At 56.0% G+C, this 22,527-nt stretch carries 18 protein-coding genes; 5 read left to right on the top strand and 13 right to left on the bottom strand.

Annotation, left to right across the window (positions count from 1 at the left end):
* Positions 1 to 108: 108 nt before the first annotated feature.
* Both ACLPGZ_RS17590 and ACLPGZ_RS17585 read left to right on the top strand, forming a co-directional pair.
* The gene (locus tag ACLPGZ_RS17590; protein WP_035272728.1) at positions 109 to 618 is read left to right on the top strand and encodes a V4R domain-containing protein; all 510 of its coding nucleotides are present in this window, start codon (positions 109 to 111) and stop codon (positions 616 to 618) included.
* Positions 611 to 1,291 carry a GntR family transcriptional regulator gene (locus ACLPGZ_RS17585; protein WP_088450324.1) on the top strand — a complete coding sequence of 227 codons (681 nt, stop codon included), beginning with the start codon at positions 611 to 613 and terminating at the stop codon, positions 1,289 to 1,291. The genes ACLPGZ_RS17590 and ACLPGZ_RS17585 overlap by 8 nt, the downstream gene beginning before the upstream one ends.
* Positions 1,292 to 1,323: 32 nt before the next feature.
* Here ACLPGZ_RS17585 and bla read toward each other — a convergent pair whose 3' ends face one another.
* Positions 1,324 to 2,199 carry a class A beta-lactamase gene (gene bla, locus ACLPGZ_RS17580; protein WP_203145674.1) on the bottom strand — a complete coding sequence of 292 codons (876 nt, stop codon included), beginning with the start codon at positions 2,197 to 2,199 and terminating at the stop codon, positions 1,324 to 1,326.
* A 94-nt stretch (positions 2,200 to 2,293) separates the two neighbouring features.
* Positions 2,294 to 5,899, bottom strand: coding sequence for a YhdP family protein (locus ACLPGZ_RS17575; protein ID WP_368934626.1), 3,606 nt, complete (start codon positions 5,897 to 5,899; stop codon positions 2,294 to 2,296).
* A 99-nt stretch (positions 5,900 to 5,998) separates the two neighbouring features.
* Here ACLPGZ_RS17575 and glnE point away from each other — a divergent pair, with 99 nt between their 5' ends.
* Both glnE and ACLPGZ_RS17565 read left to right on the top strand, forming a co-directional pair.
* Positions 5,999 to 8,755 (top strand): bifunctional [glutamate--ammonia ligase]-adenylyl-L-tyrosine phosphorylase/[glutamate--ammonia-ligase] adenylyltransferase, encoded by a 2,757-nt coding sequence (gene glnE / locus ACLPGZ_RS17570; protein ID WP_268380075.1) that lies wholly within the window; start codon positions 5,999 to 6,001, stop codon positions 8,753 to 8,755.
* A 102-nt stretch (positions 8,756 to 8,857) separates the two neighbouring features.
* The gene (locus ACLPGZ_RS17565) at positions 8,858 to 9,556 is read left to right on the top strand and encodes an epoxyqueuosine reductase QueH (RefSeq protein ID WP_026483517.1); all 699 of its coding nucleotides are present in this window, start codon (positions 8,858 to 8,860) and stop codon (positions 9,554 to 9,556) included.
* 321 nt (positions 9,557 to 9,877) lie between these two features.
* Here ACLPGZ_RS17565 and clpB read toward each other — a convergent pair whose 3' ends face one another.
* Positions 9,878 to 12,469 carry an ATP-dependent chaperone ClpB gene (gene clpB, locus ACLPGZ_RS17560; protein WP_009455937.1) on the bottom strand — a complete coding sequence of 864 codons (2,592 nt, stop codon included), beginning with the start codon at positions 12,467 to 12,469 and terminating at the stop codon, positions 9,878 to 9,880.
* Positions 12,470 to 12,793: 324 nt separating this feature from the next.
* On the opposite strand from clpB, the gene ACLPGZ_RS17555 reads away from it, so the two are divergent.
* On the top strand, positions 12,794 to 13,522 hold the full coding sequence (locus ACLPGZ_RS17555; protein ID WP_009455938.1) for a helix-turn-helix domain-containing protein: 729 nt from the start codon (positions 12,794 to 12,796) through the stop codon (positions 13,520 to 13,522).
* A 150-nt stretch (positions 13,523 to 13,672) separates the two neighbouring features.
* Here ACLPGZ_RS17555 and ACLPGZ_RS17550 read toward each other — a convergent pair whose 3' ends face one another.
* The 10 genes from ACLPGZ_RS17550 to aceA form a co-directional block, all read right to left on the bottom strand.
* Positions 13,673 to 13,927, bottom strand: coding sequence for a hypothetical protein (locus ACLPGZ_RS17550; RefSeq protein WP_022983138.1), 255 nt, complete (start codon positions 13,925 to 13,927; stop codon positions 13,673 to 13,675).
* Between the two features lie 66 nt (positions 13,928 to 13,993).
* Positions 13,994 to 14,197 (bottom strand): FixH family protein, encoded by a 204-nt coding sequence (locus tag ACLPGZ_RS17545; protein ID WP_009455940.1) that lies wholly within the window; start codon positions 14,195 to 14,197, stop codon positions 13,994 to 13,996.
* Positions 14,198 to 14,215: 18 nt separating this feature from the next.
* Positions 14,216 to 15,715: a cytochrome c oxidase accessory protein CcoG gene (gene ccoG / locus ACLPGZ_RS17540; RefSeq protein ID WP_026482942.1), complete on the bottom strand. Its 1,500-nt coding sequence runs from the start codon at positions 15,713 to 15,715 to the stop codon at positions 14,216 to 14,218.
* A gap of 37 nt (positions 15,716 to 15,752) precedes the next feature.
* Positions 15,753 to 16,670, bottom strand: coding sequence for a cytochrome-c oxidase, cbb3-type subunit III (gene ccoP / locus ACLPGZ_RS17535; RefSeq protein WP_035272722.1), 918 nt, complete (start codon positions 16,668 to 16,670; stop codon positions 15,753 to 15,755).
* Positions 16,667 to 16,840: a cbb3-type cytochrome oxidase subunit 3 gene (locus ACLPGZ_RS17530; RefSeq protein ID WP_035272721.1), complete on the bottom strand. Its 174-nt coding sequence runs from the start codon at positions 16,838 to 16,840 to the stop codon at positions 16,667 to 16,669. Before ACLPGZ_RS17530 ends, ccoP begins: the two co-directional genes overlap by 4 nt.
* Positions 16,841 to 17,500 (bottom strand): cytochrome-c oxidase, cbb3-type subunit II, encoded by a 660-nt coding sequence (ccoO, locus tag ACLPGZ_RS17525; RefSeq protein ID WP_060185270.1) that lies wholly within the window; start codon positions 17,498 to 17,500, stop codon positions 16,841 to 16,843.
* A gap of 10 nt (positions 17,501 to 17,510) precedes the next feature.
* A complete protein-coding gene (ccoN, locus tag ACLPGZ_RS17520) occupies positions 17,511 to 18,998 on the bottom strand; it encodes a cytochrome-c oxidase, cbb3-type subunit I (RefSeq protein ID WP_021446465.1) in 1,488 nt (495 codons plus the stop codon).
* A gap of 186 nt (positions 18,999 to 19,184) precedes the next feature.
* Positions 19,185 to 19,370 carry a cbb3-type cytochrome oxidase assembly protein CcoS gene (gene ccoS, locus ACLPGZ_RS17515; protein WP_009455947.1) on the bottom strand — a complete coding sequence of 62 codons (186 nt, stop codon included), beginning with the start codon at positions 19,368 to 19,370 and terminating at the stop codon, positions 19,185 to 19,187.
* Between the two features lies 1 nt (position 19,371).
* Positions 19,372 to 20,340: a hypothetical protein gene (locus tag ACLPGZ_RS17510; RefSeq protein ID WP_051359093.1), complete on the bottom strand. Its 969-nt coding sequence runs from the start codon at positions 20,338 to 20,340 to the stop codon at positions 19,372 to 19,374.
* Positions 20,341 to 20,924: 584 nt separating this feature from the next.
* Positions 20,925 to 22,232, bottom strand: a complete 1,308-nt coding sequence (gene aceA / locus ACLPGZ_RS17505; protein ID WP_009455950.1) for an isocitrate lyase — start codon at positions 22,230 to 22,232, stop codon at positions 20,925 to 20,927.
* Between the last annotated feature and the right edge of the window lie 295 nt (positions 22,233 to 22,527).

The following is a 22,527-nucleotide window of genomic DNA, read 5'->3' as shown; positions in this document are numbered from 1 at the left end:
AGTATATAGTTTATTCTTAAATTAAATAGATAATGGTTTTCCCTATAATTTATTTGCTTTAATATCAATCTATTATCTAAAAACAAAATAATATACTTTTACTTTAAAATGACAGAATTCAGAGACAGATTAAGCTGGGATACGGCACAGGGCCAGATTTTGGACGACGATCGGCGCTACTTGATGATGCGTGTCGACGTGTTGATGGGGCTGTTTCGCCGGCTAGATGAACCCGCCCGAACACAGGCGCTAGATGCATTGGGGCAGGCCGTAATGGAACAAGGTGGTTTGTCAGCCAAGGCGTATTGGGAAGCCATCAATCACGACCCGCAGGCCTTGCTGCACAGCATTGCCGATATCTCGGCTCAGCTGGGTTGGGGGAACTGGGACATTCAAACAAAGGCCACGGGAGCCTTGCAGGTCCGCGTGAAAAACAGTCCCTTTGCATGGGGGTTTGGCCCCCATGATCGGCCCCTGTGCCGCCCTATCGTTGGTATGCTTACAGCCGTCGGCCAACTGATCTACGATCAGCACGTCCAGGTGCAGGAAACACACTGCTGCGCACAGGGATTTCATGCCGACTGCCTGTTCACCGTCTTGCCCAAAACCAATGAATAAAAACCAGCCTGCCGCCCCCAAACTGAACATACGCCAGCAGGTCTACAAACACCTGCGCAGCCGCATGCGCAGTGGCGACATCAGCTATGACGACCGTCTGGTCGACCATGAAATTGCTGCTGAACTGCAAGTCTCGCGCATGCCTGTGCGCGAAGCCTTGCTGCAACTGACCAACGAAGGATTGCTGGAGGGCACCTCGCGCGGCTTCATGCTGCGGCGCTTTACTCCGGCCGATATTGCGCAGATTTTTGAAATACGCATGTTGCTGGAACCCGAAGCAGCCGCCGCCGCCTGCTTGCAGGCCAATCTGGAAGGGTTGGCCTTGATGAACAAGGCTGCCAATGCCTCAGAAAAAGCCCATGCCGCCGCCGACCCCATGCAGTACATGATTGCCAACGATGCGTTTCGGGAAAGCTGGATTTCGCTATGCCCCAACCCGCACTTGAGCACCATGATTTTTCGTCTGAGTGACCACGTGGAAGCGGTGCGTCTGGCTACCTTGCGCGACACGCGCTATCGGGAGCTTTCCATGCAGGCCACCCGAGCCATCCTGCAATCTTTTCTGGACAAGGACCCAGAACAGGCACGCGAGCATGTACGCACGAATCTGCGCCATGCGTCCATGAGCTATTACGCGACACTGGATGAAATGCTGGAGCGTCAGACCGGCTAGGGATCGTGCCGCTGCCGGTGTCTGCCCGGTGATCAGGGCTGTGCTTTCTGATCCACAGCCGTTGCAATGGCCTTGCCAATCGTGGCGATGGCCGCATTGCGCTCTTCCATGGAAGCCTTGGTTTCCGTGATGTAGACGGCAACCACCAGCGGCGCACGTCCAGGGGGCCACATCACCGCCACGACACCGCGTGTGCCGTAAGCCGCTGCCCCGGTTCGGTCTGCCACCGTCCAGCTTTCCGGGACGCCAGCCCGCAGCAAAGGCCCACCCACTTCGTTATGGCGCAGCCAGTCAATCAAGCGATCACGATCTGGGGCTTTAAGCGCATCGCCCAAAACCAGACTCTGCAAGGTATGCACCATGGCTTGCGGGGTTGTTGTATCCCGTGGATCACCAGGCGTAGCTTCATTCAAGCTGGGCTCGTTGCGATCCAGACGCGTCACCGTGTCACCCACGCTGCGTAGAAAGGACGTGATCGCTTCAGGCCCGCCCAGCATCTCCAGAACCCCATTGGCCGCAGTATTGTCGCTGTTGCGCATCGTGATCGCACACAATTGCGACGCTGCCACATATTGTCCTATCAGGTTTTCTGTCGTCGGGGCGTAAGATTGAATAGCCTCTTCCTTGACCAGCCAGGCGGTCTTCATGGCACCCGGCCCTCGGGCCAACAACGCCGCGCAGATCAAGGCCTTGCTGGTACTGGCCATAGGGAAGCGTTCATCGGCACGGTATTGCCACAACTGCCCATCTGTCGTATCCAGTACAGCCAGTCCGACACGGGCCTGCAAGGATTGTTCGACCGCTTGTGCGGCCTGAGCCACAGGATGCGTTTGCGCTCCAAGCGCATGGAACGGCAGGCTCGCCACGAGCAAGGTCGCTGCCAGTTGTTTCAGTCTCTGTGCGCTCATCGGCCCATCCTTTGCATAAGGGGTAAAACACGGAAAAGCCTGGCTGCAACCCTGACGACAAGCGACGCGAATCGTTTGGGTGAGGCGCTTGCCATCAAGGCTCGATCCGACGCTGTTTCTCTTGTTTCGCGCTACCAACCGCAGGGACTTCCAACTCTTTGAGCTGGGGATCATCCATCTTGCCTGTTACCGCATACGTGACAGACAGGTGACTGCTCATCGGAATCTGCATCAGCCACTGTGTCAGCAAGGCCCCAACTCCCACCATCGGGTTGACAGTAAAGTACGCTGCAATCGCCGCACCGCTCATATCCAGATTCGGGTCTACCACCGCAATCAAATCCAGCGTCTCATCCCGGATATCAATCCAGCCTTTCAGGCTGATCGCCCCTGCCGGCCCCTTGATCTGATAATTATCCAGCTCCAGCTTGCCCTGCGACAGATTCATGCGCCCGGTCAGGCTATCGAACGCAAAGCCTTGTTTCACCGCCCCAAACAAATCCAGATCCAGACGGCTCAAGCGCGAGATGGACTGCAAGCTAAGCAGTTCCAGCAATTTGGCCGAACGCGACTTCAGGCTGATAAAGCGCCCTTTGCGCAAATCCACATTGAACTGGCCACGGATGTTGCGCTTGTCAAAAGACCAGGGGAAGTCGCTCCAGAACAAGGCCGCCTGTACCGTGCCGTCACCATCCTTGATGGACTCGGTCAGCAAGCCACTGACATCCACAAACTGTCCCAAATTGCTTACCTGGCTGTTTGCCACCAACTCCAGGCCACGCTGCGGCCCACTCAATGCCAACGAGCCGTAACCATTCAGCTGCATACCCTGGGCATTCAGAGAAATGTTTTCCAACGTCCACTTTTGTCCCTTTCCAGCGGGCTTGCCCTTGGCTTCCAGCTTGCCAAAGCGAACACCCTGAATCTGCAAATCATCCACCTTGAACGAGATCGCGGGCAAACGCAGGTCGTCATTCATGGGCAAGTCGGCGTCGGGCCAAGCCCAATCAGGCCTGCCACTGTCAATGTACAGATGGGAGAAGTTTGCATTGAACATGCCGGTGTAGCGGCCATCTTGATGCTGCGCCTGCAAACGCCCTTCGGCCTGCTTGGCCTTCATGCTTAGAAACAGTCTGCCAGCGGCATCTTCCGTGCTTTCCATTTCCAGCTGGTCCAGCAGTTGCCCTCGGAAAAACGCCTGATCCGCTTTCAGACGCACCCGCTCCAGCAAAGGCAGCAAGGGGCGGGCCGAAGGAGGTAAGGGACTGCCATCCAGATTCTGGCCAAACTCCCCCACCACCCTTTCCCAGGCATCCAGGTCCATACGGTCATAGCGACTATGTAATTCAAAACCGCGTTGAGGCCAATTCACCAATCCCGGTGTTCCCATGCTGCCACTTTGAAAGTAGCTGCCATCACGGGAACCTTGAGCATGCAGCAGGTTCAGCAAAAAGCTCTGTCTGTCCTCCAGGCTGATTTGCAAACGGTCCATCTTGGCGGCGGAATCGCTACTCCAATCCGCCTTCAGTTTGGCCGCACGCTCGGCAGGCTTGTGGAAAGGTTCAGGCAAATTCAGTGCCAAACCTGTCAGGTTCGACTCGGCCCCAAAAGAAAAAGCGCCCTTGGCGTCCAGCTTCATCAACACGCTATAAGGTGTCTGACCCTGCAAACGCTGCAAGCCCTTCAACTCCAGGTATTGCTCCAGGCCTTTGGCCGTCAGCACACCATTCAGGCGTAAACCGGGTTTGCCGGGCTCCAGCACACCGCTGATCTGGGTGTCGCCACCCAGCATCTTGCCCGTCAAGGTTTGGGCACTGACGCCTTTTTCACTAAAGGCCAGCTCACCTTTCAACGCTGTAAACGAAGGGGCTTCAGGCATGTACTGAAACTCGCCATTGTTCATCTGGATTTGGCCCTGTACCTGGGCATCATCAGCATTATCCAAAGGAATCTGCAACTTGACCGGTACGGTCCAATCCCCTTTGACACGGCTGTCGGCCAGCAAGCCATCCAGCAAGGCATTCAAGGGGGATTGATGCACCAGGGCCAGATAACTGGTCGCCGGTGCCTGGGACAGACCTTCCAGCTTCAGAAAGCTGTTTTGCTCCAAGGAGGTAATGTGGGTCTGAATATCGCGCAGCACGATATCCTGCTGCTTGGCAATCGGCATGCGCGCCTGCTGAGCCACAATATCCAGATTGTCGTTATGCATGCGTATGCTGCCCTGCACGCCTTCCAAACGCGGCCAGGCCAACCGCTTGGGACGGGCGGGCTGATAATCCACAATTCCCTGATCCAAAGCCCCCGCCACTTCAAAGCTGCCATCCTCCGGACTCAAGCCATACGGGAAGGTATCCAGGCCGCCTTGCAGACGGATTGTCCCGTCTCGTACCGCCCCCTGCACCAGTCCGGCTTGCATCCATTCACGCGCCAGAGGATTGACCGTCAATGGCAGGTAATTCACCAAAGCCGCCAGATTCAGGTGTTTGAACTGCCCCTGCCAGTCAGCCACACCGGCCTCGAACGTGGCATCCTCGCGCCAGCTACCTGTCAACTGTGCATCCAGATCAGGATTACGCAAAGCCAGATTCATTTTGCTGACGCTCAGTCTGGCCTGCTCATCCCGGTGGACGGTGCCTTGAGCATTGAGCTGATCCACAGCCAAATACTGAGCAAACAAATCCGGCACACGCAGACCAAAACTGTTCATCGACAAGGCCCACTGCACATCGCCACTTTGCTTGCCTTGGGCCAGCGCCTGCATATCATTCAGCCCCCCCGCCAGTTCCAGATTGGCTTGCTGCAGTTGCAGGCGATCATCGCTATCGGTGAGCACCGCCACATCACGCAACTGGGCGGCCATCTGCATCTGTACGGTCTGGGCCGCTTTAGGCTGAGTGGCTTGAGCGCGCACATCGACCCAGCCCTTGTCCAGGGCCACAGGCACATCCAGCCACGGGCGCAGCGCAGGAGCATCCACCCCTTTAGCCTGAACCGTCAGTTCCCAGGGCAGGTCCATCACATCCACATTCTCGGGCAGACGACGCTTGCCCTGCACACGCAAGGCCAAAGCCAGGGACTCGCCCAAATTGGCGGGCAAGGCGGTAGCCAGACTGACCTCGTGCCAGCCCTGCCTGTAGCCGATCTGCAATTCAATCGAAGGCAGACTCAAGACAGGCGCGCCACGCAGATCATCCTGCCATTGCAAGGACGTACCTTGAATGCGAATGCCGCGCTGCTCCAGCAACCAGCGAACCGGTCCTTGCCAGGCTTCGGGTTCGGACGGGGCACTCTCATCATTCAGATCCAGCACCTGACCCATCACCAGAATCTGACCCTGGGGGTCGCGCCGCACCGGGATCGTCAAACCTTGCACATCCAGCTGGCGCAATTGCAGCGAGCCGCTGAACAAGGACTTCCAGCTGATATCGGCTTGCAGTTTGGGCAGCTGCAACATGGGCTCCTGCCCAGGTTCTGCCAGCGACAGGTTTGTCACGGAAAGATGGGGATTCCAGCCCTGCCAGTCGCCTTTTAATTCTTGGATCTGGACTTGCAGGCCGGTTTGCTCACTGATTTTCTGCACCAGATAGGGACGCAGATTGTCCAGTTGCGGCACGAGCAAGTAACGTAGCCCGACAAGGCCTAGCATCAGCGCAAAATAGAGCACTAGCGCCAGTCGCACAAGCCCTCGAACTACCATGCAATCAATTCCCGAGTATAGTTAGATGCGGTCATTTCCGGCCTAGTCAGACAAGTCATTTCACTTGTCGTTCCCCTTATCCGAAAAGCCTCTTATCGTATGAGCCAGTCCATTATATTGAAGCCCGTGATGCAATGGTCCGGCCCCTTGCGTCGAAAAGTAAACGCTCAGCCGCAATTTGGAGCGTGGCTGGAAGAGCAAGCCCAACACCCTGTCACCCCCGCATTGATTACGCAATGGTATAGGACTTTGCTGCCCGAGCCCGATAATGATCGTCTGGCACAAGTGCGCCAGGCCTTGCGCCAACTGCGCGAACGGGTCTTTCTGGTGCTGATGATCCGCGATATCAATGGCTTGGCGCCACTGGAAGAAGTCATGCAGGCCATGAGCAGCCTGGCTGATCTGGCCGTGGCGCAAGCCTATGAGACCGTGACCCGGCAACTGGCTGACGTACACGGTATTCCTAGAAACTCGGAAACCGGCCTGCCCCAAGAGATGATTATTTTGGGTATGGGCAAGCTGGGCGGGGGGGAATTAAACGTTTCCTCGGACATTGACCTGATCATGCTCTACGACGAGGACGGCGAAACCGAGGGTCGCCGCCCCCTGAGCTATCACGAGTTTTACGGCAAAGTGACCCAGCGCATGATGCCCGTGCTGTCTGATACTGACGCCTTCGGCCAGGTGTTTCGCACCGACTTGCGCCTGCGCCCGGACGGTGATTCGGGACCGCTGGCCTGGAGCATGCAGGCCCTGGAAAACTATCTGGTCAATCAAGGCCGGGAGTGGGAACGCTATGCCTGGATCAAGGCGCGCCCCATCAAGGCCCAGGCCTTTGAAGGCAGCCGTAGCGCCGGCGATATACATCACTTCGAAGCGCTGCGTACCCCTTTTGTGTATCGCAAGTATTTTGACTTTGATGCCCTGTCCGCCCTGCGCGGCCTGCGCGAGCGCATCCGTCAGGACTGGACACGCCGCGCCCTGAACCGCAATGGCGTGGAGACCTGGCACAACATCAAGCTGGGGGATGGCGGGATTCGAGAAATTGAGTTTGTGGTCCAGCTCAATCAACTGATACGCGGTGGACGGCAACCTTCCCTGCAAACCACCAGCCTGCACAAGGCTCTGCGCGGTCAATGCGCGGCCGGTCTGCTGGACCAGGAGGTCTGCGACAAGCTGCTGGCCGCCTATACTTTCTTGCGACGTGTCGAACACCGCTTGCAGTACCGCGAAGACGAACAAACCCATTTGCTGCCCCAGGACGAGGAACTGCGCACCGAGCTGGCCGCCACCTTGGGCCTGAGCCTGCCCGACTTCGCTGAACAGTTAGGCCAGCACAGAAAGTTTGTGTCGCATACCTTCCGCAATGCCTTCCGTCTCGCTGGTATGGGGGAAGAAGCCAGTACCGAGCCTCCTGTAGCGGCAGCCCCCACCCTCGAAGTCAACAGCGCCGAGCAAGATCAGGCTTTGCAGGAACGCATCGAACAATTACGTCAGGCCCTTTTGAACAGCCATCGCCTGCGCAGCCTGCCCAATGCCAGCCTGGATCGCGTACAACGCTTGATCCCCTTGGCTGAGGACTACGCCTACCGCTCCGAAAACCCGGAAATGACAGCGACACGGCTCTTTAACCTGATCGAGCTGATCGCCCAACGCAGTGCTTATCTGGCTTTGCTGGCTGAATACCCCGATACGCTGGCCCGCGTCGCCCGTATTGTCTCGGCCAGCCCTTGGGCCGCCCAGTATCTGGCTCAGTACCCGCTCCTGCTGGACAGCCTGATCGAATGGCATTCGCTAATGGAAATTCCGGACTTTGCGGCCCTGTCCGAGCAAATGTGCCGCGACCTGGACGCCTGCCGTCTGCCCGATGGCCAGGCCGATGTCGAACAGCAAATGAACATGATGCGCGACTGGCAGCACCAGATCACCTTCCAATTACTGGCTCAGGACCTGGAAGGCGTGCTGACGGTGGAAGCCTTGGCCGACCAGCTCTCGGCCCTGGCCGACATGATGCTGGCCGAGACGCTGGAGCGTACCTGGCCTCTGACGCGCCCCCGCAGTCTGGGCCCTGAACACGACACCCCGCCCCGCTTTGCCGTCATCGCCTACGGCAAGCTGGGCGGCAAGGAAATTGGCTACGCCTCGGACCTGGATCTGGTGTTTCTCTATGACGACCCCAGCCAGGATAATGTGGAGCGCTACATCAAACTGGCTCGCCGCATGACCAGCTGGTTGTCGGCCATGACCTCCTCCGGTCGTCTCTACGATATTGACCTGCGTTTGCGCCCGGATGGCGATGCCGGTTTGCTGGCCGTCAGTGTGGATGCCTTCGAGCAGTATCAAACCCGTAGCGCTTGGTCCTGGGAGCATCAAGCCATTACCCGTGCCCGTTTTGTGACCGGGGATGCCCAGATCAAGGAACGCTTCGATGAAATCCGCCGCTCCATCTTGTTGATGGAACGCGACCGTCGCAAACTGCGCGCAGACATTCTGGACATGCGTGACAAGATCAGTGCCGGGCACCCCAACCGCAGCGAGCTGTTTGATTTGAAGCACGACCGTGGCGGCATGGTGGATGTGGAGTTCATCACCCAATATCTGGTGCTGTGCCATAGCCGAGAGCATCCCAAGCTGCTGGAAAACCTGGGCAATATCGCCTTGCTGGGCATTGCCGCGCAAGCGGGCCTGATCGCGGTCGACCATGCTCAGGAGGTGGCCGATGCCTACCGTGCCCTGCGCCGTCGTCAGCACGCATTACGTCTGGAAGGGGCGGAAAAAGCCCGTGTCCCGCAGACCGAACTGACTCAGGAACGGCAAGCCGTGACGCGACTATGGGACGAGGTCCTGGGGTACTAAGGCAACAGATTGATTTCACTAAACTTTGCCAAGAATCTACAATAGTCGCATTGATTTATTGTGCGACCGACTCGGGACGCCCTTTTTCTCGGATTCAGATTCATGTCCACTCAGCTCAATCGTCCAGTTTTAACCATGCCGGAAAAGCGCGAGAAATTGCTGCTGCACTCCTGCTGCGCCCCCTGTTCGGGCGAGGTGATGGAGGCCTTGCACGCCTCGGGGATTGAATACACCGTTTTCTTCTACAACCCCAATATCCATCCGGTGCGCGAATATGAACTGCGCAAGCAGGAAAACATCCGCTTTGCCGAACAGCACGGTATCGAATTTATTGATGCCGACTACGACGTGGATAACTGGTTTGAACGCGTACGCGGTCTGGAACACGCCCCCGAGCGCGGCGAGCGTTGTACGGTCTGCTTTGACATGCGCTTTGAGCGCACAGCCCTCTACGCCCATGAAAATGGCTACGACATCATCTCCAGCGTCCTGGGTATCTCGCGCTGGAAAGACATGAACCAGATCAACGACTGTGGCGAACGCGCCGCAGCCCGTTATCCGGAGATGAAATACTGGACCTACAACTGGCGCAAAGGTGGCGGCTCGCAACGCATGCTGGAGATCAGCAAGCGCGAGAACTTCTATCAGCAGGAATATTGCGGCTGCGTGTACTCGCTGCGCGACACCAACCGCCACCGCCGCTCGCAAGGCCGCCCTCGTGTCGAGATCGGTGTGAAGTTCTACGGCAAGGATGAACTGGACCTGACTCCGCCCCCAGCACCGGCGCACGAGAACGCCTAAGCGAGGCCTGAACGGTCGTCCTTACGGTCTCAGTACACGTGACTAAGACAGTCTCTGCTTGAAAGCTACCCTTTATACAAACACTGCATGGCTGAGCCACACCAAGATTCTGAATAGCTTCGTCTTTGCTAAAACCCAAGTGGGTGGCACAGATCACAGGTAAAGCAACCCAAGCTTGAAACAATCCGTCGAGCCAAAGAAAAAGCGCCTTGGGCAACCAAGGCGCTTTTTTTACTGCCGTTTCAACTAAGGCTTACTGCATGCGCTGGTCCGCTCTACTGCTCAACGCTCACCAGCACAGCAGTAATCAGAGCCTGCTCATTACTGGATACTGCGGGTGAACGTAAACTCGCCGTCCTTCCAGTCCACAGGCACCACATCCTTAGGACCAAAGCGGCCTTCCAGAATCAAGCGTGCCACCGGGTTCTCAATGTGCTGCTGAATGGCACGTTTCAAAGGACGTGCGCCAAACACAGGGTCAAACCCGGCCTTGGCCAACTGAGCCAAAGCAGCCTCGCTGACTTCCAGATGCATGTCACGTTGAGCCAGACGCTGATCCAGACGTTCAAGCTGGATACGAGCAATGGACTCGATGTGTTCTGCTTCCAGACCGTGGAATACCACTACTTCGTCGATACGGTTCAGGAACTCGGGGCGGAAATGCTGCTTCACTTCTTCCCACACCACTTCCTTGATCACATCGTAAGGTTCGCCCGACAAACGCTGGATATGCTGCGAACCCAGGTTGGAGGTCATGATGATCACCGTATTGCGGAAGTCCACCGTACGGCCCTGACCATCGGTCAAACGACCATCGTCCAGCACCTGCAAGAGCACGTTAAAGACGTCGGGGTGTGCTTTCTCGACCTCATCCAGCAAAATCACCGAATAAGGTTTGCGACGCACGGCCTCGGTCAGGTAACCGCCCTCTTCATAGCCCACGTAGCCGGGAGGCGCCCCGATCAAACGAGCCACCGAGTGTTTCTCCATGAATTCGCTCATGTCGATACGAATCATGTGATCCTCGGAATCAAAGAGGAAGTTGGCCAATGCCTTGGTCAGTTCGGTCTTACCCACACCGGTTGGCCCCAGGAACAGGAAGGAACCATAAGGGCGGGACGGATCAGACAGACCGGCGCGCGAGCGACGGATGGCATCCGACACCAAACGTACGGCTTCACCTTGGCCGACCACACGCTTGTGCAAGTAGTCTTCCATCTGCAAGAGCTTTTCACGCTCGCCCTGCATCATCTTGGACACAGGAATACCGGTTGCACGCGAAACCACTTCCGCGATTTCCTCGGCACCAACCTGTGTACGCAACAAGCGAGGCTTGTCCTGATCCGCCTTGTCCATATTGGCTTCAGCCGCTTTCAGGCGCTCTTCCAGTTCGGGCAGCTTGCCGTATTGCAGCTCGGCCAACTTGTCGAACTGGCCCTTGCGTTGCAGCTCGGCCATTTCGGCGCGAACCTTCTCGATTTCCTCTTTAACAACTTGCGAGCCCTGAACTGCCGCTTTTTCGGCTTTCCAGATCTCTTCATAGTCGTTGTACTCACGCTGCAGCTTCTCCATCTCGTCATTGATGGCCTGCAAACGGCGCTGAGAGGCCTCGTCCGTGTCCTTGATGACCGCTTCACGCTCGATCTTCAGCTGAATGATGCGGCGATCCAGCTTGTCCATGACCTCGGGCTTGGAGTCGATCTCCATACGGATACGGGCCGCGGCCTCGTCGATCAGGTCAATGGCCTTATCGGGCAGGAAACGGTCCGTAATGTAGCGCTGCGACAGCTCGGCCGCAGCCACAATGGCCGGGTCGGTAATCGCCACACCGTGGTGCAGCTCGTAGCGCTCCTGCAAACCACGCAGAATCGCAATGGTGGACTCCATGTCCGGTTCGTTAACCAGCACTTTCTGGAAACGACGCTCCAGAGCCGCGTCTTTCTCGATGTACTGGCGGTACTCGTTCAGCGTAGTAGCACCGATACAGTGCAGCTCGCCGCGCGACAAGGCGGGTTTGAGCATATTGCCGGCATCCATGGCACCTTCGGCCTTACCGGCGCCCACCATGGTGTGCAACTCGTCAATAAAGACAATGGTTTTGCCATCGTCCTTGGACAGCTCTTTCAAGACGGCTTTCAGACGCTCTTCAAATTCGCCACGGTACTTGGCACCCGCCAGCAAGGCAGCCAGGTCCAGCACCAGAACACGCTTGCCCTTCAGGGTTTCGGGCACTTCGTTGTTCACGATACGCTGCGCCAAGCCTTCCACAATCGCGGTCTTACCCACACCAGGCTCACCAATCAACACGGGGTTGTTCTTGGTGCGACGCTGCAGAATCTGGATAGTGCGACGAATTTCGTCGTCACGGCCAATCACCGGGTCCAGCTTGCCCAGACGAGCACGCTCGGTCAGGTCAGTGGTGTACTTGTCCAGCGCCTCACGGTTGCTATCACCTTCGGCATCATTCACATTGGCACCACCGCGTACGGCCTCGATGGCCGCTTCCAAGGCACGGCGCTGCAAGCCGGCATCGCGCAGGGCACGACCGGTTTCGCCTTTGTCGTCCGCCAGGGCCAGCAGGAACAACTCGCTGGCGATATAGGTATCACCGCGCTGGGCAGCTTCCTTGTCGGTTTTCGCCAAAGCGGCTTGCAGAGCCGAGCTGAGCTGCTGCTGACCTTCCGCCCCTTGTACCTTGGGCAGATTGGAGATCAGGCGGTTAAGCTCATTTTCCAGACGGGGAATGGCGACGCCCGCACGAGCCAGCAAGCTGCCAGTGCCGGAATCGGCATCGGCCAGCAAGGCGACCAGTACGTGGGCGGGTTCCAGATAGGGGTTGTCTTCGCGAACAGCCAGGCTCTGCGCATCGGCTAGAGCCTGTTGAAACTTCGTTGTCAATTTATCGATTCGCATAGAATTTTCACTTGAGAAAATATGCGATAAGCTAAAGCAAACAGTTACTAAATACTGCTCGCCCAGATCTCGCAACAAATAACAGGATGAATTGAAGATAAGGACAAAAACCAAGTATTCAAGTGTTTGGATCGCTTTTAAACAACAACCTGACAAGAGCAGTCTGACCGCGCTGTACCCGGCATGGGCAGCCGCTTCCCGCATGGCGCGGCCCTTAAGAACTAAACATATTAAGGATTAGCGGGAATACCAACCAATAAAAAGCTACAATTACACTTGATTTGACTCAAAGATTTAGCGTTTCGCCATCTGACATTATTCCTTATGCAAAAACGTATCTCGGTTACCGCTGACTCCATACGCTGCTCCAGCTGTATGCTCAATGAGGTATGTCTACCTCTTGGGATGCCTAAGCATGAAATGGAGCGGTTGGACGAATTAGTCAAGGAGCGCATCCGCATCCCCAAGGGCGGCGTGCTGTTTCGACTGGCCGACTCAGTCGAGGGAATCTATGGTCTGCGCTCTGGTTCTATCAAGATGCAGCTGGAAGATTCCACCGGCCACATCCAGATTACGGGCTTTTTATTACCAGGAGAAATCCTTGGCATGGATAGCCTGGTTGAAAACCGCCATGTCTCCCATGCCATCGCCCTGGAAGACAGCGAGGTCTGTGTGATCCGCCTTGATGATCTGGACCGCCTGTCGGCCCAACTGCCTATCTTGCAACAACAATTCCGTCGCTTGATGAGCAAGGAAATCAACCGCGCCCATCAACTGATGATGACCTTGGCCGGACTGCGTTCCGAGCAGCGCCTGGCCGCCTTCTTGCTGAACCTGTCCCAGCGCCTGTCGCTGCTTGGCTACTCCCCTTACGAATTCATTCTGCGCATGAGCCGCGAAGAAATCGGCAACTTCCTGGGCCTGACACTGGAAACGGTCAGCCGCCTGTTCTCGCGTTTTGCGCGCGAAGGTCTGCTGAAAATCTCCCAGCGTGAAGTCCACTTGCTGGATCTGGCTGCCCTGCGCACTCTGGCAGGCACGGAGTGCGATTAAGGCTACTTGCTTTACCTGGTATTGCCTAGGGCTTACGCAAGGCTCTGAACGTCTCTAGGGCCTGCTGCATCACTCCCCAGCACCAAGCGCGCACAAAAAAAAGCACATGCAGTTTGCATGTGCTTTTTTGTCTTTTGGCGCTTGTCGAAATCAGTCCAGACTATCTGCCGGTTCAGCCAGTACCGCTGGCGAACCAGAGGACATATACAGGCTAAGCGTACAAGCCACCGCAGCGGCCACCCAGAACAGAAAAAACGCCACCGTATAAAAGGTCAGTCGATCTACTTGCATATGTCCAAGCACAACGATGTCCAACGGGTCTACCAAAGCAAACACGATTGCACTCAGTACCCCAGCGACCAGGAATGAAGGCCACAGTATCCACATCAACGATCGGATGGTCATTCGTACCCCCTTCTTGAACGGAAACATACTTCTCTCAACCCTAGCGTAACGGTGTATCAACTACTTTTAGCGCTGCTCGCGGGCAGGCTCGCCTTTGGTGACGACCAGACCTTGCTTGACGCCGCCGTCCGTCACTCCCTGATTACTGAAGTTCTGGAACGCCAGCACAATGGTAATGACGCAGCCCACGATAGCCAGAGCCGGGCCGGCCATCAACAACCAGGGCCACGGCTCACGCCACCAGGGTCCACTGTCCTTTGATTCGTCCATGTTTTGCTCTTTATAAAGTTACTGAGGAATATAGAAACTACTGCGTTCATTCACGTAGGTCTTGCGGCCGCCTTCATGCTCGCCGACTGCCTGGATGGAAATATCATACAGGCCTGGCTTGGCACTACTAATTGGGACTTGCACCACGACAGGCAACAATCTATTGCCTGCAGGGGCCACATGAATGTGATCCTGGCCGTTCTCGGTCAAGTGAATGCGTGCACCTTCCAGACCTGTTACGGACAACTGCAACTCCATCGCCTCTTCCGAGGTATTGATGACTTGCAGACGGAACACGTTTTCGATCATGCCGCCAGGCACTTCACGGCCCAGAGCACCACGGTCACGAATCACGTCCACACGCATCGGGGTACGGGTTGCCAAGGTGTAGACGAAGGCACCGCAAATGACGGCCAGAATCAGGATATAAGACAGCACGCGCGGGCGCAGCATGCGACGTCGCACCTGCGATTGCGTCATGCGCTCTTTAATGGCGCGCTCCGAGGTGTAGCGGATCAGGCCCTTCTCATAGCCCATCTTGTCCATGACCTGGTCACAGACGTCCACACAGGCGCCACAGCCAATACACATGTATTGCAGGCCATCACGAATATCAATACCGGTCGGACAGACCTGAACACAGAGGCTGCAGTCCACACAGTCGCCCATACCGGCTTCTTTGTGGTCAATCTTGCGAGATCGACCACCGCGGGTTTCACCACGCACAAAGTCGTAGGTCACCACAAAGGTATCGCTGTCCACCATGGCACTTTGGAAGCGTGCGTAGGGGCACATGTACTTACAGACGGCTTCACGCATGAAACCGGCGTTACCCCAGGTGGCAAAGGCGTAGAACAAGAGCCAGAACCACTGCCAAGGGCCCAGAGACAGGGCGATCAGCTCGCCACCCAGTTCACGGATAGGAGCGAAGTAGCCGATAAAGGTAAAGCCGGTCCACAAAGCAATCACGATCCACAGGAAGTGCTTGGTTGCTTTGAGACGTAGTTTGCGGGCGTTCCAGGCTTGCTCATCCAAGCGGATACGCGCCAGACGGTCCCCTTCCACCTTGCGCTCGACCCACATGAAGATCTCGGTGTAGACCGTCTGCGGACAGGCATAGCCACAGAACAAGCGTCCGGCCATGGCGGTGAAAAGGAATAAGGAGAAGGCAGATATCAGGAGCAGCACCGTCAGGTAAATAACGTCCTGGGGCCACAAAATCATGCCAAAGATGTAGAACTTGCGTTCCAGCAGGTCAAACAGCACGGCCTGACGGCCATGCCATTCCAACCAGGGCAGACCATAGAAAATGATCTGCGTGAAATACACCATCCAGATCCGCCAGCGGGCGAATACGCCCTTGACGGATCGTGGATAGATTTTGCTGCGTACATCGACCAGAGCCTTCTCGACTTGCGGAGAGGTTCCACCCGCTCCCTTGGTGTTACGTGGAGGTTGCCACTTGGGCACAGTTCCCTGCGCGTTATCAGCGCTGGGTTGGGAAGAATCACTACTCATTGCAAGTCCTGAAGGCGTCAGATCAATTTAAAACACATTAGTTAGCCTGGGCAGGCTCGGCATTGTTCGACAAGCCCCAGACCCAACCCGCCAGCAAACGAATCTGCTCAGGAGTCAAAGTGGCTTTCTGAGCCGGCATCTGGTTGGTACGACCCTGCAAGACGGTCTGAACGATGGTGGCTTCGGAGCTGCCATACAACCAGTAATCGTCCGTCAGATCAGGAGCGCCCAACAAGGTGTTGCCCTTGGCATCCGCACCGTGACAGGCAAAACATGCGCTGTCATAAACACGCTTACCAGCCACCAGACGCAGAGGATCTGCAGCCAGGCCGGACAAGGAACGCACATACTGAGCCACGTCGGAGGCTTGAGCGGGGGTGAATTGCGCTTGTGGCGGCATCATCCCGGTACGACCTTCGGTAATGGTGTGCAGAATCTGCTCGGGCTCGCCACCCCACAACCAGGCTTTATTGGCCAGGTTAGGGAAGCTGGGAGCACCTTGTGCATCGGAACCGTGACACTGGGCGCAGTTATTCAGGAACAGGCGCTGACCAATTTCGCGGGCCTCCTGATCGCGAGCGATCTCTTCAATAGGCATTTCGCGGTAACGGGCGTACACAGGCTCCAGGCGAGCATTGATCTCGGCCTGTTGCTGCTTGACCTGCTGGCCGGAACTAAAACCCAATGTGCCCTTGAAACTGCCCAGGCCGGGATACAGCACCAGGTAACCCAAGGCAAACACACACAAACCGATGTACATCACGGTCCACCAGCGAGGCACCGGCGTGTTCAGCTCGGTCAGGTCACCATCCCAGACGTGGCCGGTTTCTTCCACATCGACCGTCTTGCCCAGAAATGCACGCTGAGTAAATAACAGCCACAAACAAAATATGATGCCTAACAAGGCGATGCCGGAAATCCAGAGGCTCCAGCCATTGTTAAAAAAGTCACTCATTCGGAACCCCCAGGGTTTTTATCGTTGATTCCCTCGTCGGGCAAGGCGAAAGGCAGAAGCGCTGCTTCTTCGTTGGCCTGGCGGCGTCCCCGAGAGAACGCCCACCAGCAAATGCCAAGGAAGGTAGCCATCGCCAAAGCGGTCACAACAGCGTTGATGATGGCTAGCATTTAGTGGCTCCCCTGCTCCACAGCCTTGGCGGCTGCGTCGCGACTGGCTACGCCCAGGCCCTGCAAGTAAGCAACCACTGCATCTTCTTCGGTCTTGCCTACCAGCTCCTGAGGAGCAGCATCAATTTGTTCCTGCGTGTACGGCACGCCCAGGGTACGCAGCACCTTCATGCGATCCTGCACGTTTTCACCTTCCACCGAGTTCTTCTGCAGCCATGGGTAGGCGGGCATATTGGACTCTTTGACCACGTTACGTGGGTTACGCAAGTGAATGCGGTGCCATTCGTCGCTGTAACGCTGACCTACGCGGGCCAGGTCAGGACCGGTACGCTTGGAGCCCCACAGGAAGGGGTGGTCGTACACGGACTCACCGGCCAGCGAGTAAGGACCGTAGCGCTGCACTTCGGACTGCAGCATACGGATCTGCTGGGAGTGACAGCCCACACATCCTTCACGGATGTAGATGTCACGACCAATCAGTCGCAAAGGTTCGTATGGCTGGATGCCTTCGGTAGGCTGCGTGGTCGAGTGTTGAAAGAACAAGGGCACAATCTGAACCAGACCTGCGAACGAGATCACCAAGATGCTCAGGATGATCAACAACCCGGTATTTTTCTCGATCGTGGCGTGTGAAAAGCGCTTTTTAGTGTCATTAGCCATGATTTACTCCTTAGGCCAGCACAGGGGTTGGACCCACCAGGGCTGGATCGCGGGCGTCTGGGTTCTTGAGGGGCACAACAGGGTTGATGCCTTTCTCGCCTGCACGGATGGTCAGGAACACGTTCCAGGACATCAGCAAGATACCGGCCACAAAGAAGGCGCCGCCCAGAGCACGGATTGCGTAGAAGGGGTAAGTAGCTTTCACGACTTCCACAAAGCTGTACGTCAAGGTGCCATCAACACCGGTAGCACGCCACATCAGACCTTGCATCACACCGGCAATCCACATCGCGGCGATATACAGCACCACGCCCAGGGTAGCCAGCCAGAAGTGCAGGTCGATCAGACGAGGACGAGCCATTTCTGTACGGCCGTACAGACGTGGGATCAGGTAGTACAGAGAACCGAAGGTAATCATGGCAACCCAGCCCAACGCGCCGGAGTGCACGTGACCAATAGTCCAATCGGTGTAGTGCGACAGCGCGTTCACCGTACGGATAGCCATCATGGAACCTTCAAAGGTAGACATACCGTAGAAGGACAGAGCCACAACCATGAACTTCAGGATCGCGTCAGTACGCAGCTTGTGCCAGGCACCCGACAAAGTCATGATGCCGTTGATCATGCCGCCCCAGGAGGGAGCCAGCAGAATCAGGGAGAAAGTCATGCCCAGGGACTGAGTCCAGTCTGGCAAGGAGGTGTACAGCAAGTGGTGAGGACCTGCCCACATGTACGTAAAGCCCAGAGCCCAGAAGTGAACGATGGACAAACGGTAGGAGTAGATGGGGCGGTTGGCCTGTTTGGGGATGAAGTAGTACATCATGCCCAGGAAGGACGTGGTCAGGAAAAAGCCCACGGCGTTATGGCCGTACCACCACTGCACCATGGCGTCCTGCACACCGGCGTAGGCCGAGTAGGACTTCATGAAGCTGACTGGCAGTTCCAGGTTATTGAAAATGTGCAGTACAGCGATGGTGACGATGTAGGAGCCAAAGAACCAGTTGGCCACATAAATGTGACGCACACGGCGCTTGACGATCGTGCCAAAGAACACAATGGCGTAAGCCACCCAGACCAGCGTGATCAGGATGTCAATCGGCCATTCCAGTTCGGCGTACTCTTTGGAGCTGGTGTAACCCATAGGCAGGGTAATGACCGCGGCCACCAGCACGGCTTGCCAGCCCCAGAAGGTAAAGGCTGCCAGCTTGTCGCAGAACAAACGGGCCTGACAGGTACGCTGCACGACATAGTAGGATGTCGCGAACAAGCCGGTGCCACCAAAGGCAAAAATCACAGCGTTCGTATGCAGTGGACGCAGACGTCCAAAACTAAGCCACGGTGTGTCGAAATTGAGTTCTGGCCAAATCAACTGCAAGGCAATAAAAAGGCCTATTGCCATGCCGATGACGCCCCAAAATACGGTCATGATGGCGAACTGCCTCACAATCCCGTAATTGAAGACTTCGGCGTTATTTCCGACTGCATCGGAAGTGCCCATTTGCTTCCCCTAAACAAACATTGTTAATACAAGCGACAACAAGCTACATCATCCAGCAAGTCGGTAATCTGCTACTTGATGCTTATCAAAAAACTTCGGAAAGCACGCGCTCGCGCGTGTTTCCGCCCCGCAGACTGTGTGTCGCCGACCATTTGCAGGGCTAAAAAACAAAAAAATTGGAAGGTATCAGGAATCGGGTGGACGCTCTGCTCCCGACAAACCCGCTGTGGAGTCGTCGTCCAGCAAGATGGAATCAGCCGCATTGCCCGTATCTTCAAACTGGCCAGCAAAAATGGCCCACCAGAAAGAGACACCGATAACAATGACCAGAAAAATGGAGATGGGGATCAGGACCAGCAAAGAGCCAAACATATCAGCCCTGCCTTGCTGCTGGACCGGTCCACTGAGCCGGCACCTCGCGGGTGCGGCTGCGATAGATGCGCCAGGAGTTGGCCGCCACGGCCAAAGAGGACACCAGCATGCTGACGGCGGCCAGCCAGGGAGCCACAATGCCCAAGGCCGCCAAAGGAGTCATGAGCAAGTGCCAGACAATCGAACCGTACAGGTTTTGACGGGCGATGCGGCCAGTTTGCTGGGTCAGTTGTACAACTTCAAATTCATTCCTGGCAGGTCGGGCCAGCAAGCCGGCATGCGCCGAAGCGACGGCGGAGGGAACCGACATGGACATGGCACAGGGACAGCTCATGACCAGCATGGCAACCACAACAGGAACGACATGCGAAGGGTCCATCCAGTACCAGACCAGACCAAAGGCGGCGGCCAATACCAGCTGAATGCTGACAAACCAGAATGCCAGAGTATTGGCATGACCTGTCACGGACTGGCGAAAGCGTTCGATCAGGTCATGGGATGCGGACTGCGTCACCGACTGGCGGGCGCAAAGCTCCAGATAACGGGCAGTCAGCAAAAAGGCCACGAACATCGTGACCGAGTCGTAGTACACCTCGCCCTGCTGGATCCAGGTGTTGTACACACTAGGCAGGAAGGCACCCACAATACCCAAGGCCACCGGCACATCCATGCCTACACGACCTTCGGACAAGCTTTTGACAGCCCCTTTCAGGATGGGCCAGGCACAGTACAGCACGACAGGCATGGTCAAGCACAGGCCCGCCCAATTCATGAGCACAATGACTTGCGAGAGAGATTCAATGTCTTCAGCGCGAGTGCTGAAAGAGCGCATATAGCCGGGGAAAGCAAACATCATCACCTGCATGGCAGCCAGCCAGGACAGGCCCAAACGGGCTAATGTGTGTCGCCGACGTGACCGCTGCTCATCGGTGAGGGGCTTTGGAAGAGAAAAAATCGAATATGCGCGCATGGAAGGACTATAAGCCACTGATATTTCTTCATTCTTGATTTAAATCAATACGACTTTGCTTCGATCCTATATCGTTGTCCTTATGCATCTTGTTCAGGCCGTTACCCCCCCAACGCGGCGCTAACTGTTCAATGCTTTCAAGGCTGCTTATTGGCAGCCTTTTTTTTATTCCATCCGCAACACAGGGCAAGGATTTCGCACTGCTTGTGCGTCCCTTGCGCGGCCAAAGTCTACCACGCCTTTCCCCTATGAGAATGCCTTGATTATCAAGACTTTTCATGACGAAATAATGTAGCGCTGTGAATGCAAATCAATCCACGCAAACGTGCACCTTGAATTGAAGAACAAGCAGGTCTGACCACCCGCTTTGCAAGCCTTTTCGGGCTTGTTTCCGCTCCCTCTTTCCATACTTTCAAAGTCTGTTCAAAACAGCTGCCACCAAATATCAAGCCTTCAAATTTGACATTTGAAATATGTAGTTTTTAAGCAAAAAAGTGTGCCAATAAAAAAGCAGCCCACCGACTGGAGCGTACGGTGGGCTGCCTGCAACCAGAGAAGGGGCTATCTACCCTTCCCTGTCCTGCTTATGCCTCGGAGGGCGCAAACTGCTCGGCTTCTGTGGAGCCGGCCAGTGCGGTCGTCGAGGACTTACCGGCTTCAACTGTCTGAGTGACAGCGTCAAAGTAGCCTGTACCCACTTCGCGCTGGTGTTTCACAGCGGTAAAGCCCAGGGGTGCAGCGGCGAACTCTTTTTCCTGCAGTTGAACGAAGGCGCTCATCTGGTTGCGGGCGTAGCCGTGGGCCAGCTCGAACATGCCGTAGTTCAGTGCGTGGAAACCAGCCAGAGTGATGAACTGGAACTTGTAGCCCATGGCGCCCAGCTCGCGCTGGAACTTGGCAATCGTGGCGTCGTCCAGGTTCTTCTTCCAGTTGAACGATGGCGAGCAGTTGTAGGACAGCAGCTTGCCAGGGAACTGACGGTGGATGGCTTCCGCGAAGCGGCGGGCGTACTCCAGATCCGGTGTGGAGGTTTCGCACCAGACCAGGTCGGCGTAAGGAGCGTAGGCCAGACCACGGGCAATGGCTTGATCCAGACCGGCACGGGTGCGGTAGAAACCTTCCACCGTACGCTCATCCAGAATGAAGGGGCGATCGTACTCGTCCACATCGCTGGTGATCAGGTCCGCTGCATCCGCATCCGTACGGGCAACCAGAATGGTGGGAACGTCCAGAACGTCAGCAGCCAGACGAGCAGCCACCAGTTTGGAGATGGCCTCACGAGTTGGTACCAGCACTTTGCCACCCAAGTGACCACACTTCTTGGCCGAAGCCAGTTGGTCCTCGAAGTGAACGCCAGCAGCGCCAGCCACAATCATGGCCTTCATCAGTTCAAATGCGTTCAGCACACCACCGAAACCGGCTTCCGCGTCGGCCACGATAGGAGCGAAGTAATCCACGTAGCCTTCGTCACCCGGGTTCACCCCTTCCATCCACTGGATCTGATCACAGCGGGCCAGGGAGTTGTTGATGCGACGCACCACGGATGGCACCGAGTTGACGGGGTACAGCGACTGGTCAGGGTACATTTCGCCAGCGCTGTTAGCGTCGCCAGCCACTTGCCAACCCGACAGGTAAATCGCTTTCAAACCGGCCTTGACCTGTTGCATGGCCTGGTTACCCGTCAGGGCGCCCAGTGCGTTCACAAAGGGTTCCTGATTGATGGATTGCCACAGACGCTCAGCACCACGGCGAGCCAGGGTGTGCTCCTCGACCAGAGAACCACGCAAACGAATCACTTCCTCAGCGGTGTAACCACGCTTGATACCTTGCCAGCGTGGGTCTTCTGCCCAGCGTTTTTGCAAATTGCGGATCTCAGTTTCTCGAGCATTCATGGTGAACTCCTAAGATGGATTTAACAGTGAACAAGATGACTACAGTCTACCCAAATGCTGCACCGCATCCATGTTTTCTATCTTATATAAGAGTAAATATTTTTCTTTTAAAAATCATATAGATATATAATTAATTTCGAGATATGAAATGACTTACCTGTTTGTGAAATGAAAAACTGTGCGGCGCGCAAGCCGTTTTTTGCATACTGAGACAAGGATTTCACAATGTGGGATAATCGCCTTTATACCGCCCGGTGAGCGCCTGCTCGCTGCACCGGTTTTCCGTTTTATTGCT

This window comes from Alcaligenes sp. Me129 (assembly GCF_050487245.1).
Lineage (GTDB): Bacteria > Pseudomonadota > Gammaproteobacteria > Burkholderiales > Burkholderiaceae_B > Alcaligenes > Alcaligenes phenolicus.
The sequence above is the reverse complement of the archived record's forward strand: the minus strand, read 5'-3'. Positions and strand labels throughout refer to the sequence as shown.

Excerpts from the sequence above, each read along its gene's own strand:
- ACLPGZ_RS17590 (WP_035272728.1), top strand. The coding sequence starts at position 109 with ATGACAGAATTCAGAGACAGATTAAGCTGGGATACGGCACAGGGCCAG.
- ACLPGZ_RS17585 (WP_088450324.1), top strand. The coding sequence starts at position 611 with ATGAATAAAAACCAGCCTGCCGCCCCCAAACTGAACATACGCCAGCAG.
- bla (WP_203145674.1), bottom strand. The coding sequence starts at position 2,199 with ATGAGCGCACAGAGACTGAAACAACTGGCAGCGACCTTGCTCGTGGCG.
- ACLPGZ_RS17575 (WP_368934626.1), bottom strand. The coding sequence starts at position 5,899 with ATGGTAGTTCGAGGGCTTGTGCGACTGGCGCTAGTGCTCTATTTTGCG.
- glnE (WP_268380075.1), top strand. The coding sequence starts at position 5,999 with ATGAGCCAGTCCATTATATTGAAGCCCGTGATGCAATGGTCCGGCCCC.
- ACLPGZ_RS17565 (WP_026483517.1), top strand. The coding sequence starts at position 8,858 with ATGTCCACTCAGCTCAATCGTCCAGTTTTAACCATGCCGGAAAAGCGC.
- clpB (WP_009455937.1), bottom strand. The coding sequence starts at position 12,469 with ATGCGAATCGATAAATTGACAACGAAGTTTCAACAGGCTCTAGCCGAT.
- ACLPGZ_RS17555 (WP_009455938.1), top strand. The coding sequence starts at position 12,794 with ATGCAAAAACGTATCTCGGTTACCGCTGACTCCATACGCTGCTCCAGC.
- ACLPGZ_RS17550 (WP_022983138.1), bottom strand. The coding sequence starts at position 13,927 with ATGACCATCCGATCGTTGATGTGGATACTGTGGCCTTCATTCCTGGTC.
- ACLPGZ_RS17545 (WP_009455940.1), bottom strand. The coding sequence starts at position 14,197 with ATGGACGAATCAAAGGACAGTGGACCCTGGTGGCGTGAGCCGTGGCCC.
- ccoG (WP_026482942.1), bottom strand. The coding sequence starts at position 15,715 with ATGAGTAGTGATTCTTCCCAACCCAGCGCTGATAACGCGCAGGGAACT.
- ccoP (WP_035272722.1), bottom strand. The coding sequence starts at position 16,670 with ATGAGTGACTTTTTTAACAATGGCTGGAGCCTCTGGATTTCCGGCATC.
- ACLPGZ_RS17530 (WP_035272721.1), bottom strand. The coding sequence starts at position 16,840 with ATGCTAGCCATCATCAACGCTGTTGTGACCGCTTTGGCGATGGCTACC.
- ccoO (WP_060185270.1), bottom strand. The coding sequence starts at position 17,500 with ATGGCTAATGACACTAAAAAGCGCTTTTCACACGCCACGATCGAGAAA.
- ccoN (WP_021446465.1), bottom strand. The coding sequence starts at position 18,998 with ATGGGCACTTCCGATGCAGTCGGAAATAACGCCGAAGTCTTCAATTAC.
- ccoS (WP_009455947.1), bottom strand. The coding sequence starts at position 19,370 with ATGTTTGGCTCTTTGCTGGTCCTGATCCCCATCTCCATTTTTCTGGTC.
- ACLPGZ_RS17510 (WP_051359093.1), bottom strand. The coding sequence starts at position 20,340 with ATGCGCGCATATTCGATTTTTTCTCTTCCAAAGCCCCTCACCGATGAG.
- aceA (WP_009455950.1), bottom strand. The coding sequence starts at position 22,232 with ATGAATGCTCGAGAAACTGAGATCCGCAATTTGCAAAAACGCTGGGCA.